Source organism: Glaciecola sp. KUL10, from assembly GCF_003203515.1.
In the GTDB taxonomy this organism is placed as follows: Bacteria; Pseudomonadota; Gammaproteobacteria; order Enterobacterales; family Alteromonadaceae; genus Glaciecola.
Genome location: NZ_BGNG01000001.1, coordinates 718,724 through 740,727, shown reverse-complemented (window position 1 = coordinate 740,727; position 22,004 = coordinate 718,724). Strand labels below are relative to the sequence as shown.

Genomic DNA, 22,004 nt, shown 5'->3' with positions numbered 1-22,004 from the left:
GTTTACTTCTCCGAGTCTGGAAGGGTCACCTTCAGTTGAACAATTCTGCGTTTATCTGAGTGTGTGACTTTAAATTGAATTCCGTCTATTTCAACTTCATTATCGGTTTCTGGCATATGCCCAAAGGCTCGAAGAACTACACCACCAATAGTATCGCTTTCTTCTTCGTTGAGGGATGTTTCGAAAAATTCGTTGAAGTCTTCAACTGGGGTAAGTGCTTTTACGGAATAGGTCGATTTGTTTAAGGGGCGAATATCATCTGTTTCACCAATTTCTGTATCAAACTCATCTTCGATCTCGCCGACAATCAACTCCAATATGTCTTCAATCGTCACAAGACCAGATACGCCACCATATTCATCCACCACGATTGCCATGTGATAGCGCTGCTGTCTAAACTCTTTCAACAAAACATCAACGCGCTTACTTTCCGGTACAATTATCGCTTCACGCACAATGTCTTTAAGTAAAAATTCTTTATCTTTATCAAATGCAAATTTCAATAAATCTTTAGCTAATAGTATGCCTTCAATATGATCTTTATCTTCACTAATTACTGGATATCGACTGTGAGCAGATTCTAGTATGAGTGGCAAAAACTCTTCTGCACTTTGCTCGATATCTAAGGTAATCATTTGAGCGCGTGGGATCATGATATCCCTGACGCGCATTTCGCTGACTTCCATTACGCCCTCAATCATTTCTTTCGTTTGAGGGTCGATAAGCTCTCGCTGTTGTGCATCAGAAATGACTTCTGATAACTCTTCTTTGTTTCTCGGCTCTCCACGAAAGGCTTGTGTAATTGAATCCAACCAGCCTTTATTAGCAGAGCCGTTGGTAGAGTGGGGGTTGTCGTCGCTCATAGTTTTGCTCGTTATCTTTTGTATTTTAAGTGTTAAATATCTTTATATGGGTCGTCAATACCCAATTCGGCCAGTATTTTTGTTTCTAGTGCTTCCATTTGCACTGCTTCATCGTCATTTATATGGTCATAACCCAATAAATGCAATAAACCATGTATGCAAATATGTGCCCAATGGTCTTCTAGTTTTTTATTTTGTTCTGCTGCCTCTTTAAATAAGACCGACGAACAAACAATTAAATCCCCTAAATAATAAGTCGCTTCGGATTCAATTATAAAAGCTGGCAGGTCAGAAGGAAACGACAATACATTTGTTGGCTTTGCTTTGTCGCGATACTCATGATTTATGCTATGCGACTCTGTTGCATCGACCAATCTAATTGTTAATTCACAATCTTTGTCGATTACGCGTTGCTCTTGCAATGCTAACGCTTTTTTAAACCAAGTATCAAATTGGGCATCAGTTGGAATAAATTGCCCGTCTGATTCAGCAGAGAGCGCATTTTGTAGGTCTATATTGATACAGTAATTCATCGAAGATTTAATGAATATTGGCTTGTGTGCTGTTTACTAGCAACACACAAGCGGGTTTGATCTTGGGCAAGAGGCATTAAGATGCCGAATCGTCGTTTTTATTAGCTACATCTTTTGCAGCTTGTTCGCGTAAATAGTGTTCTTTTTTTATTTTAGCTTCTTTTTCAACTTTAGCGTCGTAATCTTCGTAGGCTTGAACAATCCGAGCGACAACAGGATGGCGAACGACGTCTTGTGCATTAAAGAAGTTAAATGAAATGTCATTCACTTCACCCAGTACCTCAATAGCGTGTCGAAGACCTGATTTAGCGCCACGAGGCAAGTCGATTTGAGTAATGTCTCCTGTGATCACTGCTTTAGAGTTAAAGCCAATACGGGTTAAGAACATCTTCATTTGCTCTACGGTTGTGTTCTGGCTTTCGTCCAAAATAATAAAAGCGTCGTTAAGTGTTCTGCCCCGCATATAAGCTAAAGGCGCTACTTCTATTACATTTCTTTCGATAAGTTTTTCGACTTTTTCAAAGCCTAACATTTCAAAAAGTGCGTCATACAACGGTCGTAAATATGGGTCGACTTTTTGCGATAAATCACCTGGTAAGAAGCCAAGTTTTTCTCCAGCTTCAACTGCTGGACGCGTCAACAGTATTCTTCGTATTTCTTGCCTCTCAAGCGCATCTACCGCGCATGCAACAGCTAGATATGTTTTACCAGTCCCTGCTGGGCCCACACCAAAAGTGATATCGTGGTTGACAACATTGGTCACATATTTTGACTGGTTGGGGTTGCGCGGTTTAATTACGCCACGCTTAGTTTTGATGTGTACTTCTTTGCCATAATCACCTGCTTCTGCGCGTTCAAGACACTTTGCCTCTTGAATTGCAAGGTGAACTTGGTCTGGTTCTAGGCTAGGAATGCTACCTTTTACCGGTTGTGTTTCTATGTACAAAAGCTTGAGTAATTCACTTGCACCATTAGCTTGCTGAGGGTCGCCTAGCACTTTGAAACAATTATTTCGGTAAGTGATTTCAACTCCTAATCGGCGCTCAATCTGTTTTATATTATCGTCAAAAGGGCCGCATAGGCTAGAAAGACGTTTATTGTCTTCTGGTTGTAATACGATTTCGTTACTAACTAGTTTGCTCAAGCTTTTACCTCAATTAATTTGTTATTTATGCGGGCACATACTGCGTTACACCAATAGCATCAGGGTGTGGCTGTTTGGCTAATATACTTTCTGGCGATACTGCTACACGCAATCCCATATTTGCTTCTCTTAAAATGACATCACCTCTTAACGAGTTTGAAAATACGTTAGTGATTTTTACATCAACAAATTCGCCAACCATGTCCGGGCTTCCTTCAAAATTAACGACACGATTGTTTTCCGTGCGACCCGTTAATTCCATTGGATTTTTCTTGGAAGGGCCCTCAACTAGTATACGTTGTGTTGTATCAAGCATATTTCTAGCAATCTGTTGAGCATTTTGGTTAATTCTATTTTGAAGAATTTGCAGGCGTTGTTTTTTAGTTGCCTCTGTTACATCATCGATTGCATCTGCAGCTGGTGTCCCTGGACGAGCGCTATAGATAAAACTGAAGCTCATGTCATATCCCACGTGATTAATAAGGTCCATGGTTGCTTCGAAGTCGGCATCGGTTTCTCCTGGAAAACCTATGATGAAATCAGATGACATGCAAAGGTTGGGACGCACTTTCTTCAATTTTCGAATGGTTGATTTGTATTCGATCGCTGTGTGACCTCGCTTCATCAAATTCAAAATACGATCTGAACCACTTTGAACAGGTAAGTGAAGGTGATCAACTAATTCGGGAATGTTTTTATAGGCTTCGATAATATCATCTGTAAATTCTACTGGATGAGATGTTGTATATCGGATTCGGTCAATACCATCGATAGCTGCTACTAATTCTAGTAATTCAGCAAATCGACAAATACCGCCTTCGAAATCTTCTCCTCGGTATGCATTTACATTTTGCCCGAGTAAATTAACTTCACGTACGCCTTGAGAGGCTAATTGAGCAACTTCTAATAGCACATCATCGACAGGGCGACTTACCTCTTCGCCTCGTGTGTAGGGTACAACGCAAAAACTACAATATTTAGAACAGCCTTCCATAATAGAGACAAATGCAGTGGGACCATCCGCTCGTGGCTCTGGTAAGCGGTCAAACTTCTCTATTTCAGGAAAGCTAACGTCTACAACAGATGCTTCACCACCTTTTACCTGCTTTATCATCTCTGGCAAACGATGAAGGGTTTGAGGGCCGAATACGATATCAACGAAAGGCGCACGTTTTCTAATTTCAGAGCCTTCTTGAGAAGCCACACATCCACCCACACCGATAATCAATTCAGGTTTATCTTTTTTCAGGTTTTTCCAACGACCAAGTTGATGAAACACTTTTTCTTGAGCTTTCTCGCGAATAGAACATGTGTTCAATAGGATTATATCAGCTTCCTCAGCTTCCTTAGCTTCAGTATAGCCGTGCGTTGCATCCAATAGATCTGCCATTTTTTCCGAGTCATACTCGTTCATTTGACAGCCCCAAGTTTTAATAAATAGCTTTTTGCTCATGTCGTAGTGCTCATATCGAAAATAGGCTCAGTTAAACGCTTAAAACGGGCAAGTGATTCGTGTATTTAAGGGACGAACAGCGCGAATGCGTAAAAATAAAATTTAGCTCGATATTTTAACAATAATGTTGTCAACAAGCTAGATATGATGGCGAATCAGCTCATATTCAGAGTGTTAAGTTAAAACAACCATTTTTGTCTGATGGTCATATTGGCAGCAAAGAATAACAATAGGATGCCAAAAAGCGTCAATAGGGTAATAGGCTCATCCCATATGAAGTACCCAATAAGTGTCGCAAAAATCACACTAGAGTATCCCAATAACCCTATTTTAACTGGTGACGCTAGCTTATATGCCTTTGTCATCAATAATTGACCTAGCACTGCAAGTATGCCGATGACACACAATAATAACCACGCTAAGTTATTGATTGTTTTCCATTCAATTAACAATGGAAAAAATGAAATGATAGTTGAGATGACGATAAAATAGTAGACGATGCGAACGGTTGGCTCGGTATCAGATAATTTTCGCAGTGTGCATTTTGTGATGGCCACAAGCACTGCGCAAAAAATTGCAACCCAAACATAATGAGCTTCAAATTTTTCGATATTAGTTGGATTAATAACCAGCGCAACCCCCATGAAGCCGATAAATATCGCAACACTGGTTTTTAAAGTCACTTTTTCTTTTAACCACACACTGGCGACAATCGGAATAAAAAATGGTGCAATTTTTATTGCCAAAATAGCAGCGCTAAACGGCAAGTTTGCTAGCACGTAAAAAAAGCAATACATACCAATTAAGCCAGTGGCCGCTCGAAAAAGGTGTAAACCTAGCCTATCTGTTTTTAATTCGTGATAGCCTTGTTTTATCATCCAAGGCGTCAATATAATCAAAGCCACAAGATTTCTGAAAAAAATCAATTGAGATTCTGTAAGTTCGTCGCTTAAGAACTTGACGATAGTACCTACACCAGAAAACAATGCTTCAGCACTGATTAAGACTATCGCACCCAACAACAAATGGTTTTTCATGCTATTTCATAATTAAAGAGGTTATGGTATTTGCAATAACAACAAGCTATTCAAAATTCGCTAGTATAAACGAAGCGAACAAAAATTTAGTTTATGTATAAAAGTAAATGTAAGCGCACTGGAAAAGCACGAACTTTGGCTTTGTAGGGCAATGTTAACAAAAAGCATCATCAAAAGGTGATTAACTCAAGTGATATCTGAAAATTTAAATTGTGATGTGTGTATTGTCGGGGGCGGTATGGTTGGAGCCACTACAGCGATTGGATTTGCCAAGCTTGGACTAGACGTTGTTGTATTAGAGCGCTCTAAACCAGAGGCCTTTGATGTGAAACAGGCACCGGATCTTAGAGTCTCAGCGCTTAATCACTTCAGTCTCAATCTATTAGAAAAATATGATATTTGGGAGCGTGTCGAAAAAATGCGTTTCCGTGATTATGAGCAATTAGATGCTTGGGAAAGCACTGGCCACTTAACAAGTTTTAAAGCAAGTGAAATTGGTGAAACTAGACTAGGGTCTTTTGTTGAAAATCGTATCTTACAATTAGCCATTGTTGATGTTATCGAAACAGGCTACCGTGATTCTATCCGAATCATTTATGGTCATAGAGTGGTTCATATTGACCATGTACAAAGCGAGATAAAGCTCGAAAATGGTTATCAAATTCAATGTAAATTACTTGTGGGGGCTGATGGCGCTCAATCATTGGTCAGAAAAAGTACTGGAATAGGTGATACGGGGTGGGACTACACTCAATCTGCGTCGCTCATTACTATCAAATCTAAAGAACCTTTTGAAAATTGCACGTGGCAACAGTTTACACCTCAGGGGCCGCTTGCGTTTTTGCCTATGCATCAAAATTATGCTTGCCTTGTTTGGTATGGAGACAAATCCAAAACCGCAGAGATCAAAGGTGCAAGCTCAGAAGAGCTTACAAACATGATTGGCCTTACATTTCCCTCTCGTTTATCAGCGTTCGAAGTCTTGGATAGGGGAAGCTTTCCTTTGAGAAGAATGCATGCAAATACATATTTTCAGAACAAAACAGTTTTGATAGGCGATGCAGCGCATACTATAAACCCCTTGGCTGGGCAGGGGGTTAATCTGGGTTTCAGAGACGTGGGAGCGTTAATTGAATCGATCAAAAATAACGGTTTAGAATTAAAGCAAATTGAAAAGGCATTATCTGAATATTCATCAAAGAGGCGATTACAAAATTTAGCAATGATGTCTGCGATGGACGCAATTTATCACACTTTCAGTAACGAAAATTGGGTATTAAAAAAGCTAAGAAATATTGGACTTTCTGCTGCTGATAAAGCCGGTCCACTAAAAATTACAGCACTAAAATATGCTGTTGGCATAAAATGAATTGAACTTGAGTTCTTAGAAAATGCCTATACCTAAACAACTTTAAAAATCAACGAAACTACTCGCTTTACGAATAAGGAAAGTCATGACCGCCATAATGATATTAGCAGTGCTGTTTATAGCATTAATCGTCATCGTTCCATTGATTGAAAAATCTAATATGAGGGTTTCCCCTGAAACACAAGCCAAAATGGGTAAGTGGATTTGGCCGCTTTTAGTTATATTGCTAGTTTCCCAATTGATTATGATGATGTTTTAGTAGCTGCTTGGCGTTTTGAATTTAATAAGGGAGGGGAGAGTAGCACTGACACGTAGCTGCTCTCCTATTTGAATTAATGAGGGTGACAGCCTTTTTAAGTCCAGGCAATCACCACTGCTATTATTACTATTACCTCGTTTCTTTTAACAAGGTTTTTATTGCTTTTTCAAGCTGCTCATCACGTCCATTTGCCGTTTCTTTTGGCATGTTTTTAATGATGATGTCTGGCGCTGTTTGGTTGTTTTCAAGCCATTCACCTGCTTGGTTTTTTGCACTGACGGGGACAACACCCCAATAACCGCCATTAGGAAGACGTTCCCATCCTGCAAAGCTACAAGTACCTGGGACAGGCATGCCAACTGATTTACCTAGTTTTAAGTCTTGGTAGCCGCTGGCGTAACAATGTCCGTCGCTGTACATGGCTTCGTTAAACAAAGATACGATTGGTTTGGTATATCGAGACGTGGGTTCACCCCCGACAACGCGATCTTCAGTTGCGTAGGTTAAAAATGCTTCACCGGTAAAGAACATCGCTAAATCAGCAACAAGGTCACCGCCGCGGTTATTTCTCGCATCTACTACCATACCTTTTTTGTCATAAAAACGTCCCATCATATCATCATAGATGTTTCTGAAAGGGCCATCTCCCATACTTGGGATGTGTACATAGCCTAATTTGCCTTTACTATCTTTCAAAACTTGCGCTTCATTGCGTTTTACAAAACGGTCGTATAACAAGCGACTTTCGTCTCTTAGGCTAATAGGTTTGACGGTAATTTGTTTTTTGACTTCACTGTTTGCGCTAGCGATATCCAGAAGCACGAACTTATTGGCTTTACGATTAAGAAGCGAAGCCCAATCCATAGCGTCAGTGATAGGCGTGCCATCGATTGCTTTGATGATCATACCTGCCTCTATATCAAATTTAGCTTTGTCGAGGGGACCATCATTTATAATTTCAGTGATTTTTATGCCGTCACCACTGTAATCATAATCGTAAAAAATACCCAATGATGCGGTTGCGTCTCCTTCGCCAGTGCCTCTATAGCCAGCACCTGAGTGCGACACATTGAGTTCGCCTAACATTTCGGCCAGCAATTCAGTGAATTCATGTGGGTTACTGGTATGGCTCACTTTGGGCAAGTATTCATTGCGCATTTGTTGCCAATCAATACCATGATAGGTGGGTTCGTAAAATACTTTCGAGGTACGCAACCAAACATGCTCAAATGCTTCAAGCCTAATTGCATCGTAGTCGACAAGCATGTCGGCATTGATTCTAATGCCGCTTTTTGAACCTTTATCTAGATCTAACTTTGATAAGCTACCGCCGCTTAAAAAGTAAAGATTCTCCATTTCTGGGTCCCAGGCTAAGCTTCCACTGCGACCATTTATTGAAATAAGTTTCTTGGTTTCTTTGGTGCGTAGGTTGGTTTCCCACAAATCATAACCGTCTTCAAACTCGGACAAATAGTAGAGTGTGTCAGCTTCTTTGTTTAAAACGGCATCTGATAAACTAGAAGAATGAATGGTTAATTTTGCGATGCGCCTATCTAGGTCATCCCAATCAAAGGTTAATAATTCAACTTCTTCGTTGTCATCTTTATTTTGGTCAGATTCATCTGCGGCTTTATCATCAGCTGTTTCTGACGCTTCTTGTTGAGCTTCTAGTTTTTCTTCAATTGCTTTCATTAAATTGAAGTCATCCTCACTCATATTAAATTTGTCCCACTCTTCTTGAGTGAAAAACAATGAATAAACGTCATATTGTGCGCGCCCACTGGTCGCATAGCTCTTTAAGCCTTCGGCGTTACTAAACCAAATGATTTGCTTACCATCATTGACCCATTTAGGGGAAGCGTCATAGTAACCGCTGGGTACGATAACTTTTTTCTGCTCCGTACCATCGGCTTTGATCAGCGCGATATCGGTATTGTTAAGCAATTTGCCGTATTCAAACATAATCCATTGACTGTCGGGGCTCCAAGAAAAAGTTTGGTCACCATCTCTAAAGTGAATAGTTTCTTGAGGCTTCACTAAATTAACTGTTTTTTGACTGTCGAGATCTAGCACGCTAATGGTACGGCGGTCTTCGACAAAGGCTAGTTTTTTACCGTCAGGGGATAGTTTGGGTTGATAGTTGTCTTTTTCGTTTGATAAAAATACGCTCTCATCTATCAACGATGCAGCATAAAAGAAGGGCTCTTGTTCTCTTTTCTTTTGCGCTTTGTAAATACTCCATTTTGCACCGCGCTCCGAAGCGTAAATTAAATAGTCGCCTTCAGGCGAAAATGATACGTCAGCTTCTTTCGCAGGTGTCGATGTAATTTGTTTGGTAAATGCGCCGTCAACCGACGATACAAACACATCGCCTCTAGAAATATAAGCGATTTCCTTGCCATCGGGTGAAATAGAAAACTCACTTATTTCACCGTTGACACCCACCATTTCATGACTGTTTACGATGTCTTGAGTGCGAATTGATATATTAACGGGCGAGGGGTTTTCACCCTCCTGCATTGTGTACAAAGTGCCGTGATGCGTAAACGCAAGTTTATCTTGTGCAGCAGATAAAAATCTAACAGGGTGCAATTCAAAGTCAGTTAATTTTTTACTCGATGTAGGACGTTTTAATGATGATTTGTGAATATTAAAACTGCCTTTGCTTTCACTCAGGTAATAATAGCTTTTACCGTCAGCAGAATAGACGGGATTGCGATCTTCACCTTCAAATTTGGTGAGTTGTTTATGATCACCTGATTGCGTATCGTATTCCCAAATGTCGCGAGTGACAGCACTTCTATGATGTTTCCGCCACGGATTCTCAGTGCCTTGATGATCGATATATAAAAACTTATCACCGCTTGCGTTAAATTGAACTTCTTCAGCTGGGGTCGTCAATATTTGCTTGATTGCACCGCCGTCAACCGGAACAGAATAAAGCTCAGCTAATCCACCGCTTGGAAAAACTCGGTTGCTCGCAGCATCCATTCTCAAACCTTTAAAATAGACTTCAGTGTTATCGTTAGTAAAGGTATAAGGTTCTTCGTTACTAGAATGATAAGTGAGGCGTGTGGCTTGACCTCCTTCAGCATCCATTACAAAAACATCAAAATTACCATGCCGGTCTGAGGCAAATGCTAAACGTTGAGAATCTTTACTCCAAACAGGTTTGAAGTCGTGTGCTTTGTGAAAAGTTAGTTGAGTGGCTTGACCGCCGTTTACATCAACAGAATAGATATTGCCTTTGTATGTAAAAGCAATTTTACTAGCGTCTGGAGAGATAGCTGGGTATCGCACCCACTCAGGTGTTATTTGCGCGATTGAGCTTGCACAAAACGCAGTCAGCGCAAGTCCAGTTAATTGTTTGATCATTGTCGTTATTGCTCCTGATATTCTTGGCGGTTTTACTGCCAAATTTTGTCTTCGGTGCTTCCTTGAATCTTGCACTCTTTTTCTTTGAAACCAATTTCTAAGTCTGGTTGATTTAATTGGGCTTTGCGTTTGTCGTGATAGTCTTTTGTGACGGCCACTATGGTGGGGGTCAGTAATACGATAGCGATGATATTAACCACCGTCATTAAACCCAGCGCCATATCTGCCATCGCCCATACTTTGGGTAATGCGGCCATCGAACCCCACAGGATCATCGCGAGGTAACCGGTGGTATAAAAGGTTCGCCCGATTTTGTTATCTAACTTGAACATATGGAGATTGCTTTCGCCGTAGGCATAGTTTGCAACCACTGAGGTGAACGCAAATAAACAGATTGCGGCAGCAACAAAATCACCGCCGATCACACCTAAATGGCTTTCCATAGCGGTTTGAGTGAGACGAATGCCCGCCATTTGGCCAATTTCGTCATTCCCTGCTAATAAAATGATAAATGCAGTACAGGTACATAAAATCATGGTGTCGATAAATACACCTAACATCTGTATATAACCTTGAGAGACAGGGTGGTTGGGATGTGGCGTTGCACTAGCCGCAGCGTGAGGAACACTTCCCGAACCGGCTTCATTTGAGTAAAGTCCGCGTTGAATACCATTTTTAACCGCTGCTGCAAACGCGCCTGCACCGGCTTCTTGAAGGCCAAATGCTGATTTAACGATGTTCAACAATACATCTGGCAGTAAATGAATATTTAGGGCGGTAATCACTAGGGCAACTATTACATAGGCAATACCCATAAAAGGCACCACCCATTCCGCAAAACGAGCTATTGCACGTAAGCCGCCTACCACGATTAAGGCAGCAAGTGAGATGATGACCAATCCTGAGTGAAATGTATCGATACCATAACTATTATTCAGGGCATCAGTAATGGTGTTGGCTTGGACGGCAGAAAATACAAATCCATAGCCAAAGAACAAGCACAAGGCAAACAATATAGCGAACCAAGAGTTTTTGAGACCTTGTTTAATGTAGTAGGCTGGGCCACCTCGGTATTCACCTTTTTCGTCTTTTATTTTATAGACTTGGCCTAGTACACTTTCAGCATAACCTGTAGCCATACCGAGAAGGGCGATCACCCACATCCAGAAGATTGCACCTGCGCCGCCTAGAGAGATAGCGACAGCCACCCCGGCAAGGTTTCCTGTTCCTACTCGCGCAGATAAACTTGTACACAATGCTTGAAACGAGCTAATGCCCGAACTATCACTCTTACTACTGCCTTTAAGCAGCGAAAACATATGGCGAAAGTTGAGTATTTGAATAAATTTAAGTTTGAAACTAAACCAAATGCCGGCAATAAGTAACATATAGATGAGGACTTGGCCGTCGCCCCACAAAATCATGTTGATAAAATTAACGGTACTTGTCACTGCTTCACCGGCAGTATTAAATAGAGTAGAAAGCATGATGATCGATAGTCTTTTTATTGTAATACGAACAACGAATGGTGCTGTTAGAAGCGTATGTTGTTTTGGCTATGTCTCAACTATATCAAAGCGTGAGATTTTTCCTATCTTAATTTATGTAACTGAATGTGGCTTATTTAGTAAGAAAAGATTTATTTGCAAGGTCAAAGCGTGTAAAACGAAAAAACGCCGACCTAAGTCAGCGTTTTATCTAATATGGCTGGGGTAGCAGGACTTGAACCTACGAATGGCGGGATCAAAACCCGCTGCCTTACCAACTTGGCTATACCCCAAGGGAATTTGTTGAACTGAGAGATGGCTGGGGTAGCAGGACTTGAACCTACGAATGGCGGGATCAAAACCCGCTGCCTTACCAACTTGGCTATACCCCAACAATGGTGCGGAAGGAGAGACTTGAACTCTCACGCCGTGAAGCACTGGAACCTAAATCCAGCGTGTCTACCAATTCCACCACTCCCGCGTTTCTCAGTGCTTGTTTTTACAATTCAAGCGAATTGGTGGCTACGGCGGGACTCGAACCTGCGACCCCATCATTATGAGTGATGTGCTCTAACCAGCTGAGCTACGTAGCCATCTATATCGCCTCAGCACAAACAAGGTCTGTCCTGAAGTGGCGCGTATTATGCTCAGTTGAGCATGGGTCGTCAACCGTTTTTTGATGAAAATTAAATGCTTGCCTATATATTCGCCAACATCAGCTTACATCTGCGTCATTCATCAATTCGTGTTGATAAATTGTTCACTTATTTGGGTAAAATACCACCGCCGATTTTAAAACGATTCAACTGCGCAGATAATTTAACGCCAAGCTTTCCGTGTTTTTCTTTTGGTAAACTGGGGACTCTTGTCTCGTCGGTTTCGTAATTGCTTTGCGTGAAAGCTGCTCTAAAGTGTTCGTTGCCCTCAGTCACGCCTTTATGTCGAGTTTGAGCCGATAAATCTGCAATTTTTAACACGCTGTTTGAGCGAGAAAACCTAGCGAACCGTTTAAATGTGAAATTCTCTTCTACATGTCTGTTGCTTCGATGCAAGAGCGCGTCTATAACAGCGTAAAGCACTGCGTTTTGGTTCATTTCATCGACTAACAAGTTCATTGTGAAAGACTCAGATAAATCGGGTTGCTTGGTTTTTTCTGAAGGCAAAAACTGTAAGCTGATTACAAACTGGCGATTTGCCAACTCGATTGTGTCTAAAAGAAGAAACGAGCCATCATCGAAACTGAGTTGTTCAATCAGTCCTTTTAATTTTTCTTTGCTCAACAAAGCGTCATCATTATTGGCTTGCGTTTTTGAGGACATAGCCATTAAGGGTAAATCGTGGTGACAACTAAAAGGCGTCGTTGTTTTTCCTTTTTGATGTAACTTAACTAACTCACGTATTTCGTGTTCCCGTGCTTTCATCAGCGCTAAGAAACATGTCTGTATAATTTCTGAAGAAGGCAGATTTGGTTCAACACGCCAGCGTCTGCCATACACGATTTTTTGGTGGGCTTGAAAGTGCTTACTAATATAGTTATCCAAGCCGACAATACCCACTTGAATAAAAATACCGCCTTTGTCTTCATCAGCAAACAAAAGGTAATGAGGGTCATAATCAATATCTGCTACTAAGTCTTGCACCGACGACTTGGTGTGATGATATGACAAGTAATGTTGAGGAATACAATTAGTGCCATCGTCTAATTTGATCTGTGGCGCTTGTGGCATCGGTATTTCACCGGGTAGCAATGTGTGTGTTGCTTTCATTAATAATGTTCTCACTACTTTACTAGGGCCTGTTGACCTTTGCTGTATGATTATGCACTGGCGCTGCCCGAAGGGTTCGCTCTATGTGTTCACCGTTCTTCGTTACATCCTCTTGAGACAGCCCACTGCATCTGCGAATCTGTGCCTTGATCGCTGAACACATAGAGCGAACAAAATTCATACAGCAAAGGTCAACAGGCCCTCGTCAACCAGACCAAGGTAAATCGTAATTAATTTCAATGATTACGTGCTTTATTGTGTTGTTTTTACGTCGCGATTTTTATTTGGTTTTATTGCTGATTAGATATTTATATTAAATTTTTATTGCCGTAGCAGAAAAGGGAGAAGATACGTTGAAATACTTGAAAGTAAAAATGATTAAACTAGCAGATACCAAATACAAAAAAGGCAGCAAAACAAGCTGTTTTTGCTGCCTAAACAATCTTTTAATAGTGCTTAGACGTTAAATCTAAAATGGATTACATCACCATCTTTTAATATGTAGTCTTTGCCTTCTAAACGCCATTTGCCGGCTTCTTTTGCACCTGCTTCACCCTTACAAGTCACATAATCGTCATAGCCGATAACTTCTGCACGTATAAAGCCTTTTTCAAAGTCAGTGTGAATTTTACCCGCGCCTTGAGGTGCCGTTGAGCCAATGGGATAGGTCCAAGCTCGCACTTCCTTAACACCTGCCGTAAAGTAAGTCTCAAGCGTCAACAAGCTGTAACCTGCTCTAATCACACGATTCAAGCCAGGTTCAGTTAAACCAAGCTCTTGCATAAACTCGTCCTTTTCTTCATCTTCAAGTTCGGCAATGTCTGATTCAATTGCCGCACAAACGCTAACAACCACAGCGCCTTCTTTTTCAGCAATGGCGCGCACTTGGTCGAGGTAAGGGTTGTTCTCAAAACCGTCTTCATTGACGTTTGCAATATACATCGTCGGTTTTATCGTTAGGTAATTCATGTACGAGATAGCAGCGTATTCTTCTTTGCTCAAGTCAACAGAGCGAAGTAATTCACCTTCGTTTAGGTGAGGAAGCAACTTTTCTAGTACTTTTAACTCGAATTTAGCGTCTGCATCGCCGCCTTTCGCGCGTTTACCTACACGTAGTATGGCTTTTTCAGTCGTTTCTAAGTCAGCCAATGCTAGTTCGGTGTTGATGACATCGATATCTTCTTGCGGATTGACTTTTCCCGCTACGTGAACAATGTTTTCATCATCAAAACAACGCACAACGTGACCGATTGCATCAGTTTCTCTGATATTCGCTAAAAACTTATTTCCAAGCCCTTCACCTTTTGATGCACCAGCAACCAAGCCTGCGATATCGACAAACTCCATGGTTGTTGGGATCACTCGCTCTGGACTCACAATAGCGGCAAGCGCATCTAGGCGCTCATCAGGAACAGGAACCACACCCGTATTTGGCTCTATTGTGCAAAAAGGGAAGTTAGCCGCTTCGATACCCGCTTTTGTAAGTGCATTAAAAAGCGTTGATTTACCGACGTTTGGCAAACCGACTATGCCGCATTTAAAACCCATGATGATGTTCCTTGAAATGTATTTTAAAAATTATCGCTGTTAACGAAAAGGATTATGCCTTGAAAGCATGCAAGCGTTGTTGAGCCGAAATTAAATCTTGTTCGATTAATAGCTCGGTGCATCTGAGCGCTTCATCAATCGCTGCATCTATCTGTAACTGTTCGTCTTTTGGGGCTTTGCCAAGCACATGCCCAGTGACTCTTGACTTATGCCCCGGGTGACCGATACCGATGCGCAAGCGCAAAAACTCTTTTTGGTTACTCATCTTAGCGACAATATCCCTAATACCATTTTGAGAAGAGCTTCCGCCGACTTTAAATTTTGCTATGCCTGGCTCGAAGTCTAGCTCGTCAAATGCAACAAGTGTTTGAGCAAGTTCTATTTTATAAAATTTGCACATTGCAGCAACGGCTTGACCGCTTCTATTCATAAAGGTGGTAGGGATGAGTAATCGCACATCTTGGCCGTTGATCATGGTGCGGCCAGTAAAACCAAAAAACTTAGGTTCAAGTTTTAATGTCACATTAAACCTTGAAGCTAAGCTTTCAACAAACATAGCACCTGCATTGTGCCGTGTGTTTTTATATTCGGGGCCTGGATTACCCAGACCCACGATTAGACGAATATCAGCCAAGCTGTATTATTCCTCTGTAGCCTCTTCTTCACCGTCAGCGTCTGCTGCAGCTGCGCCTTTAGCAGCTTTAACAGTCACAACAGCTAAGTCATGAGACTCACCTTTACCAAGTTCAACTGACTCAACACCTTTAGGAAGCGTGATGTCTGAAAGGTGAAGCGTTTGACCAAGTGCTACTTCCATCAAATCAACTTCGATGAACTCAGGAAGATCTTTAGGCAAACATGTGATTTCTACGTCAGCCATGTGGTGCTCAGCGTGACCGCCTTCAACTTTGATAGACGGTGCTTTGTCTTCGTTGATGAAGTGTAAAGGTACGTTTGTATGTACTTTTTCGCCAGCGATAACACGTTGGAAGTCAATGTGCGTTACTTTTGGCTTGTACGGGTGACGCTGCATATCTTTTACAAGCGCTTCTACTTTTTTACCATCGATATTGATAGTTAAAACGTGAGAGTAAAACGCTTCAAATTCTTGAGCTTGAATCACTTTGTTGTGATCTAGTGTAAGAGATACAGGGTCTTCGTTACCACCGTAAAGGATTGCAGGTACTTTATCCTGATGACGTAGGCGGCGGCTCGCACCTTTCCCTAGGTCAGTACGGATGCTTGCATCCAAATTAAAAATTGCGTCAGACATTGAAATGTCTCCAAATAAAAAGTTTAAGGTGCTTAGTTTTGCGACCAAACTAAGCTCGAATTTTTATGTGGAACTCAAAATTAATATAAGCTAAGTCCACACACCCATTAAAAACGGGCGGCGAAGTTTAGCATTTCAATGCGCGAATACACAAGTAAATGGAAGGGTAATTTACGATTAATTATATATTACTGAGTAGTTTTATTATTCAACGTGGATATTTTTTATCTTTAATAGTTGACCAAACTGAGTCGTCGTCATCATACCCGTGACAATAACCCCCTCAACTTTAACCGCTAAGCCATCTATTTTATGTTCATCGTTCAGGTTCATCAGCGTATATCTACTACCATCGTTTGCTATAAAACTGTAAAACCCGCCTTCGAGATCCTGAAATACGATTTTTCCCACTTTTTGCAATGTATGTTCATTCATTTCGACTGACTCCTTGCCAATAGCAATTGGCTCTGGCGAAGTGGCTATCAAGTTTTGAGCTGGTTTAATTTGCTTTTCTACTGATTGAGTTTCTTCTTGTGGTGGGGGAGTTTCTTGCTCTGCACTACAACCCATTATCGTTATCGCCGATAGAAAGTAAAAACTCTTCATATAATTAGCATTTTTCACATTTTGCTCACTTTTTTATCTGGTTGGTAAAGCGGTTTCACTGATTCAAGACTATATCAGTCATGTCGATAAACTAAAATACCGGTTTATTTCAAAGATAGTGATTTTATGAACGCTAAAATTTTAGCCTTACTCTTTCTTTTCTGCTCAGTCATTTCAGTTCACGCGTCACAGCTCACTATTGTGTTAGATGCGGATTTCTCAGGAGGTGCTAAAAATGGGGGGATCGCTATCAAGCGCGGTGTTGAGCTGGCGGTTGTTGATATTAATGAAAATGGGGGGCTACTTGGAAAGCAACTTCAATTAGTGGTAACTGATCATCGCGGAAACCCGGCTAGAGGGGTGGCAAATTTAAAAAAGCAATTAAAAGATGAATCAGTAATTGCAGTAATTGGAGGTGTTCATACTCCTGTCGTATTAGCGCAACTGCCATTAGTAAAGCAAACGGGGTTGCCATTTCTAATTCCATGGGCTGCAGGCACAACCATAGTAGAAAACGGCTTTGAAAATAATAACGTGTTCAGAGTTTCACTAAGAGATTCTGACGCGGCAATCACCATGTTAAATCATGCAAAAAACCAAGGGTACAAGAATGTATCACTTATTTTGGAACGCACGGGGTGGGGACGCTCAAATGAGGTATCGATGAAGCGCTATGCCAGCAGTTTGGGTATCTCAGTTGATGAAGTACTATGGTTTAATTGGCGACAAAGCACATATGAATCACTGATCGAACAAATTGAAATGAAACCACAAAAAGCATTAATACTTGTTGCAAATGCGCCGGAAGGTGCAGAATTTCTATTGTCCCTGCTTAATAACAATGAAAAGAGAGTAATGCCGGTACTTTCTCACTGGGGGATTACTGCCGGTGATTTTGTTTCTTTGGTGGGGCTGGAGAAACTAGGACAGATGCAGTTGTCAATTTTGCAATCTTTTCATTTCGCAAAAACTGACATGCAAGATAATGCACAAACATTACTTTCAAAATATCGAGCAAAGTATGATACGCAAGCGAACGAATCCAATATTACAGCTGCAGTGGGCGTTGCACAGGGCTACGATATCGTTCAGTTGTTAGCCGAGTCAATTCGTAACACAAAAAGCTACATGGCCCCACTGATCCTCGACGGTTTAGAAAACCTAGAGAGCTACCAAGGCGTGGTTAAACATTACCAACGCCCATTTTCGGCGGGCAAGCATGATGCATTACTTGCTGATGATTACTTAATGACACGTTTTAACGAAGATGGTCACTTGGTACCTGTATCAAATGAATAAATCGCTTCCTTCTTTGTCTCAAGTCTTAATTAAGAAAACATTACCGAAACAGGTTGGTTTGCAGCTTGGTTTGTTTTTGGTGTTTTTCATTGCATTGGTTTTTTATAGTTACCGTCAGATCAATGAACTACATAAATCTCAAAGCTTGGCATTTAACCAACATATAGAGCAAAACCTGATACTTGTTAAACAGCAGTTAGATAATATTGCAAGTAATGATTTGGTGGTGAATTCAATTATTGATTATGACCAGCGAAACACATATTTACCTTTGCTGTTTCAGTCTTTGAGAATTAACAACACCAAAGACTTTAGCATTGCGTTTGTCGATTTCACGGGGGAGGTAATTACAGAACGAAATTACTCCTCTCAACTCAAGCAACTGTATTTAGATGAATTAGTCTCTATTACGATCGAGGCCAAAGCACATTATAAAATAATCGACAAACGAGGTGTTTTCATTTCTGTGCCGGTTCTTTTAAATGACTACGCTGAAGGGGCAATTGTCTTTCATACCAAAACGCTTGAGAAAGTTATCCCCAACTTCGATTCGGGGATTAGCATGCAAGCAGTTTCAGCAGGTGAGGTGCTGTTAACTTCATACTCTGGTGACATTGTGCATGAAGAGTCAAAACAATTTGAAAGGGCTTTTTTATATAAAGATTGGCAGATTGAATCAACACAAAGCTATTTTTCGGCATACAAGCAATTGGCCGCAGGTGCTATATTTATGTTTTGTGCGGTGATGTTGTCGATCTTTGGTTGCTATATCGCGAGTCGATTAGCCGCGAATGAGAGTCAAATTATTCTGCGCCGTTTTTCTTTACAGCTGAGGGCATTAGCGACCAGAACCGAAATTCCTGATTCCGAAAACATCGTTGAAAGTAACGAAATTGCAGCAATTTACTCTACATTTGAACATACACTAGATAGACTTACCGAAGTTTCAAAAGCTACCAGTCAACTCAACCTTATTTTTAATGGAGTAAAAGAGTGTCTAATATTATTAGATGCTAATAACGACATTGTCATGACAAATTCGACTGTCGATTCATTATTAGAACAGACAGATTTTGATGAGCAAACAATCACAGAGATAATCGAATCACTGGTTATAACTGATTCTGAATTGAGCATTCAAATTCAGTCGACAGTGGAACACCAATATGTCATCGCCGATACTCAAGCTCACGAAGTGATTTTGTGGTACTCGTCCAAAATAAAAACTGACGATGGCGGTTTTGTGCATATTTTAGTAGGACAAAATATTTCTGAAAAGCGAAGAGCCGAAGAAGAATTGTTAATTAAAAGCTCAGCTGTTGATAAAGCTAATACCTCGATCATTATTTCAGATGTTTCACACAAAGATCAACCAATAATCTATGCCAATCAAGCTTACAGTGACCTTACCGGTTACGAGAAAAGCGATGTTTTGGGTAAAAACTGTAATTTATTACAGGGAATAAAAACTGAACCTGAAAAAGTCGAAAGGATAAGAAAGGCAATTGCACTTCGCAAGCCGCTGACGTTAACGTTGATTAATTACAAAGCTAATGGCAAACCATTCTCAAACCGCTTGATGCTTTCACCAGTCAAGCAGCCAAATGGTGATGTTCGTTATTATGTGGGTATTCAACAGGACGTCAGCAAACAGGTAGCGGCTCAAACGTTACTTGAAGATGCTAAACAAAAAGCAGAAGAATCTAATAAATTAAAATCAGATTTCTTAGCAAGTATGAGCCACGAAATAAGAACACCAATTAATGGAATCTCTGGGACACTTCAGCTTTTAGACAAGACACAGTTAGATCAACGCCAATCAAAGTTTGTTAGTTTAGCAATTCGCAGCACAGACAATTTACTCACCATCATTAACGACATTTTAGATTTTTCTAAAATTGAAGCTGGTAAATTATCAATTGAAAAATACGAACTAAATATTGAAGAATTAGTACGCACAAGTTCCGACGGATTTTATGCTTTAGCCGCTGAGAAAAACTTAAATTTAAATGTACATGTGGATTTAAATGATGAGGTTTATATTCTCGGTGATGGGGTTCGCTTAAGACAGATACTTGATAACCTCATCAGTAATGCAATTAAGTTTACGAACAAAGGTGATATTTTTATCACGCTTGGCTGGCAGCCAAACTATAACGGTAAATATGCGATTTGCTTCAGTGTTTCTGATTCAGGTGTGGGTATTGCTAAGGAACAGTTGAATAGGGTTTTTGAGCATTTCGTGCAGGAGGATGCCTCGACAACTCGTAAATTTGGCGGATCGGGTTTAGGCCTTGCCATATGTAAACAATTGTGTGAACTGATGAATGGTGAAATTTCTGTTGAAAGCGAAAAAGGCCAAGGAACCACCTTCAGGGTAACGATACCTACTACTATCGTGCAAAAGAGAGTGGTTTCAAGTCATATTGAAACGCAAGCCTTTGTTGATGAATCTGCTTACAAAGACTGCACTGTATTGATTGTTGAAGACAACGAACTAAACCGTATCATCGCATCTGAGCAACTCAATCAGTTCAAGTTATTCAACGCAGAAAACGGAAAACAGGCTATTCAGCTCTTAAACAATAAAAATAGTAACATCGACGTTATTTTGATGGATTGTCAAATGCCTGTTATGGATGGTTACGATGCAACTCAAGCGATCAGGACTGGTAAGGCAGGGGAGCGTTATCGTGACATACCTATTATTGCATTGACAGCAAATGCCATGAAAGGGGACCGCGAAAAATGCTTAGAAGCTGGCATGAATGACTATCTTAGTAAACCCTTTAAAGCTGAGTCATTAATTTTTGCAGTCAAAACGTGGTATGAAAAATCTATTTCATAAATAGTTTTACACATGTCTAGAAACAAAAAAGGCTCAAGTTAATGAGCCTCTAATAAAATATTGGCTAATTTAATTGACTAATATTCAAACATAGCAGAAATTGATTCTTCGTTGCTTATGCGACGAATAGTTTCTGCTAGCATCTCAGATAGTGTTAATTGCTTAACTTTTGGTAATTTAGCCATTTCCGGACTTAACGGAATACTGTCTGTAATAATCAGCTCATCAATGACAGAGTCGCGAAGATTTTCAACTGCATTACCTGAAAATACCGCGTGGGTGGCGTAAGCGTATACTTTTGCTGCACCGTGTTGCTTGAGTGCTTCAGCTGCTTTTGCGAGAGTTCCGCCAGTATCAATCATGTCATCTACGATAATACAGTCGCGATCCTTGACATCACCAATGATATTCATAACTTGTGCAACGTTTGCTTTAGGTCGTCGTTTATCGATAATGGCAAGATCAGTATCGTTCAATAATTTAGCAGTCGCCCTGGCTCTCACTACACCACCAATATCAGGTGATACAACAACTGGACGAACAAAATCTCTTTGGAACATATCGTCAAGCAGAATAGGTGTGCCAAATGCGTTATCTACCGGTACATCAAAGAAGCCTTGGATCTGCTCTGCATGAAGGTCAATAGTGAGGACCCTGTCAACGCCAACGTTTGACAGAAAATCAGCAACCACTTTAGCGGTAATCGGCACACGAGCCGACCTAACACGCCTGTCTTGACGAGCGTAGCCAAAATATGGGATGACGGCGGTAATGCGACCTGCCGATGCGCGTCTAAACGCATCAATCATGACGATTAGTTCCATCAAATTATCATTTGTTGGTGCGCATGTTGATTGAATGATAAAAACATCTGAACCACGAACGTTCTCGTGGATTTCAACTGAAATTTCACCGTCGCTGAATCGTCCAACGGTTGCATTACCAATTTTAGTGTAAAGACGTTCGGCTACTTTCTGGGCGAGCTCAGGAACAGCATTTCCTGCAAAAAGCTTCATATCAGGCACAAGATTATTCCTCAGTGCTTATGGTGGTGGTGGCTGGGGTAGCAGGACTTGAACCTACGAATGGCGGGATCAAAACCCGCTGCCTTACCAACTTGGCTATACCCCAATAATTACTTTCG

17 protein-coding genes and 5 tRNA genes are annotated in these 22,004 nt (G+C 40.8%); 4 read left to right on the top strand and 18 right to left on the bottom strand.

Annotated features, from left to right (window positions below; genetic code table 11):
• Positions 1-2: 2 nt before the first annotated feature.
• The 5 genes from corC to KUL10_RS03315 all read right to left on the bottom strand — a co-directional run bounded on the left by corC (position 3) and on the right by KUL10_RS03315 (position 5,030).
• A complete protein-coding gene (gene corC / locus KUL10_RS03335) occupies positions 3-863 on the bottom strand; it encodes a CNNM family magnesium/cobalt transport protein CorC (RefSeq protein WP_110427450.1) in 861 nt (286 codons plus the stop codon).
• Positions 864-895: 32 nt separating this feature from the next.
• A complete protein-coding gene (ybeY, locus tag KUL10_RS03330) occupies positions 896-1,384 on the bottom strand; it encodes an rRNA maturation RNase YbeY (RefSeq protein ID WP_373415171.1) in 489 nt (162 codons plus the stop codon).
• 88 nt (positions 1,385-1,472) lie between these two features.
• A complete protein-coding gene (locus tag KUL10_RS03325) occupies positions 1,473-2,540 on the bottom strand; it encodes a PhoH family protein (protein ID WP_110427448.1) in 1,068 nt (355 codons plus the stop codon).
• Positions 2,541-2,565: 25 nt separating this feature from the next.
• On the bottom strand, positions 2,566-3,993 hold the full coding sequence (gene miaB, locus KUL10_RS03320; RefSeq protein WP_110427447.1) for a tRNA (N6-isopentenyl adenosine(37)-C2)-methylthiotransferase MiaB: 1,428 nt from the start codon (positions 3,991-3,993) through the stop codon (positions 2,566-2,568).
• Between the two features lie 179 nt (positions 3,994-4,172).
• Positions 4,173-5,030, bottom strand: a complete 858-nt coding sequence (locus KUL10_RS03315) for a DMT family transporter (protein ID WP_110427446.1) — start codon at positions 5,028-5,030, stop codon at positions 4,173-4,175.
• A gap of 190 nt (positions 5,031-5,220) precedes the next feature.
• On the opposite strand from KUL10_RS03315, the gene KUL10_RS03310 reads away from it, so the two are divergent.
• Together KUL10_RS03310 and KUL10_RS18715 are read left to right on the top strand one after the other, a co-directional pair.
• Positions 5,221-6,399 (top strand): FAD-dependent oxidoreductase, encoded by a 1,179-nt coding sequence (locus KUL10_RS03310; RefSeq protein WP_233499675.1) that lies wholly within the window; start codon positions 5,221-5,223, stop codon positions 6,397-6,399.
• 85 nt (positions 6,400-6,484) lie between these two features.
• Positions 6,485-6,658, top strand: coding sequence for a hypothetical protein (locus KUL10_RS18715; protein ID WP_199509177.1), 174 nt, complete (start codon positions 6,485-6,487; stop codon positions 6,656-6,658).
• Positions 6,659-6,787: 129 nt separating this feature from the next.
• Here the strand turns inward: KUL10_RS18715 and KUL10_RS03305 are convergent, their stop codons facing one another.
• From KUL10_RS03305 to KUL10_RS03255, 11 genes are all read right to left on the bottom strand, one after another.
• A complete protein-coding gene (locus tag KUL10_RS03305; RefSeq protein ID WP_110427445.1) occupies positions 6,788-10,033 on the bottom strand; it encodes a S41 family peptidase in 3,246 nt (1,081 codons plus the stop codon).
• A gap of 32 nt (positions 10,034-10,065) precedes the next feature.
• On the bottom strand, positions 10,066-11,520 hold the full coding sequence (locus KUL10_RS03300; protein ID WP_110427444.1) for a sodium:alanine symporter family protein: 1,455 nt from the start codon (positions 11,518-11,520) through the stop codon (positions 10,066-10,068).
• A gap of 217 nt (positions 11,521-11,737) precedes the next feature.
• Positions 11,738-11,813 (bottom strand) — tRNA-Gln (locus KUL10_RS03295).
• A gap of 23 nt (positions 11,814-11,836) precedes the next feature.
• Positions 11,837-11,912: transfer RNA gene (locus KUL10_RS03290), tRNA-Gln, on the bottom strand.
• A 4-nt stretch (positions 11,913-11,916) separates the two neighbouring features.
• A tRNA-Leu gene (locus KUL10_RS03285) sits at positions 11,917-12,001 on the bottom strand.
• Positions 12,002-12,036: 35 nt separating this feature from the next.
• Positions 12,037-12,113: transfer RNA gene (locus KUL10_RS03280), tRNA-Met, on the bottom strand.
• Between the two features lie 171 nt (positions 12,114-12,284).
• A complete protein-coding gene (locus KUL10_RS03275; RefSeq protein WP_110427443.1) occupies positions 12,285-13,286 on the bottom strand; it encodes a hypothetical protein in 1,002 nt (333 codons plus the stop codon).
• A gap of 456 nt (positions 13,287-13,742) precedes the next feature.
• On the bottom strand, positions 13,743-14,834 hold the full coding sequence (ychF, locus tag KUL10_RS03270; RefSeq protein WP_110427442.1) for a redox-regulated ATPase YchF: 1,092 nt from the start codon (positions 14,832-14,834) through the stop codon (positions 13,743-13,745).
• Between the two features lie 52 nt (positions 14,835-14,886).
• Positions 14,887-15,468 carry an aminoacyl-tRNA hydrolase gene (pth, locus tag KUL10_RS03265; RefSeq protein WP_110427441.1) on the bottom strand — a complete coding sequence of 194 codons (582 nt, stop codon included), beginning with the start codon at positions 15,466-15,468 and terminating at the stop codon, positions 14,887-14,889.
• A gap of 6 nt (positions 15,469-15,474) precedes the next feature.
• Positions 15,475-16,107, bottom strand: coding sequence for a 50S ribosomal protein L25/general stress protein Ctc (locus KUL10_RS03260; RefSeq protein ID WP_110427609.1), 633 nt, complete (start codon positions 16,105-16,107; stop codon positions 15,475-15,477).
• Between the two features lie 204 nt (positions 16,108-16,311).
• Entirely contained in the window at positions 16,312-16,713 is a 402-nt protein-coding gene (locus tag KUL10_RS03255) for a hypothetical protein (protein ID WP_146216748.1), read from the bottom strand.
• 126 nt (positions 16,714-16,839) lie between these two features.
• On the opposite strand from KUL10_RS03255, the gene KUL10_RS03250 reads away from it, so the two are divergent.
• Both KUL10_RS03250 and KUL10_RS03245 read left to right on the top strand, forming a co-directional pair.
• Entirely contained in the window at positions 16,840-18,012 is a 1,173-nt protein-coding gene (locus KUL10_RS03250; RefSeq protein ID WP_110427439.1) for an ABC transporter substrate-binding protein, read from the top strand.
• Positions 18,005-20,860, top strand: a complete 2,856-nt coding sequence (locus KUL10_RS03245; RefSeq protein ID WP_158525302.1) for an ATP-binding protein — start codon at positions 18,005-18,007, stop codon at positions 20,858-20,860. The genes KUL10_RS03250 and KUL10_RS03245 overlap by 8 nt, the downstream gene beginning before the upstream one ends.
• Positions 20,861-20,937: 77 nt before the next feature.
• Here KUL10_RS03245 and KUL10_RS03240 read toward each other — a convergent pair whose 3' ends face one another.
• Together KUL10_RS03240 and KUL10_RS03235 are read right to left on the bottom strand one after the other, a co-directional pair.
• On the bottom strand, positions 20,938-21,885 hold the full coding sequence (locus tag KUL10_RS03240; RefSeq protein ID WP_110427437.1) for a ribose-phosphate pyrophosphokinase: 948 nt from the start codon (positions 21,883-21,885) through the stop codon (positions 20,938-20,940).
• Between the two features lie 30 nt (positions 21,886-21,915).
• Positions 21,916-21,991, bottom strand: a tRNA-Gln gene (locus KUL10_RS03235).
• Positions 21,992-22,004: the final 13 nt, after the last annotated feature.

Excerpts from the sequence above, each read along its gene's own strand:
- ychF (WP_110427442.1), bottom strand. The coding sequence starts at position 14,834 with ATGGGTTTTAAATGCGGCATAGTCGGTTTGCCAAACGTCGGTAAATCA.
- KUL10_RS03315 (WP_110427446.1), bottom strand. The coding sequence starts at position 5,030 with ATGAAAAACCATTTGTTGTTGGGTGCGATAGTCTTAATCAGTGCTGAA.
- KUL10_RS03300 (WP_110427444.1), bottom strand. The coding sequence starts at position 11,520 with ATGCTTTCTACTCTATTTAATACTGCCGGTGAAGCAGTGACAAGTACC.
- KUL10_RS03260 (WP_110427609.1), bottom strand. The coding sequence starts at position 16,107 with ATGTCTGACGCAATTTTTAATTTGGATGCAAGCATCCGTACTGACCTA.
- KUL10_RS18715 (WP_199509177.1), top strand. The coding sequence starts at position 6,485 with ATGACCGCCATAATGATATTAGCAGTGCTGTTTATAGCATTAATCGTC.
- KUL10_RS03275 (WP_110427443.1), bottom strand. The coding sequence starts at position 13,286 with ATGAAAGCAACACACACATTGCTACCCGGTGAAATACCGATGCCACAA.
- KUL10_RS03255 (WP_146216748.1), bottom strand. The coding sequence starts at position 16,713 with ATGAAGAGTTTTTACTTTCTATCGGCGATAACGATAATGGGTTGTAGT.
- miaB (WP_110427447.1), bottom strand. The coding sequence starts at position 3,993 with ATGAGCAAAAAGCTATTTATTAAAACTTGGGGCTGTCAAATGAACGAG.
- KUL10_RS03250 (WP_110427439.1), top strand. The coding sequence starts at position 16,840 with ATGAACGCTAAAATTTTAGCCTTACTCTTTCTTTTCTGCTCAGTCATT.
- KUL10_RS03245 (WP_158525302.1), top strand. The coding sequence starts at position 18,005 with ATGAATAAATCGCTTCCTTCTTTGTCTCAAGTCTTAATTAAGAAAACA.
- KUL10_RS03305 (WP_110427445.1), bottom strand. The coding sequence starts at position 10,033 with ATGATCAAACAATTAACTGGACTTGCGCTGACTGCGTTTTGTGCAAGC.
- corC (WP_110427450.1), bottom strand. The coding sequence starts at position 863 with ATGAGCGACGACAACCCCCACTCTACCAACGGCTCTGCTAATAAAGGC.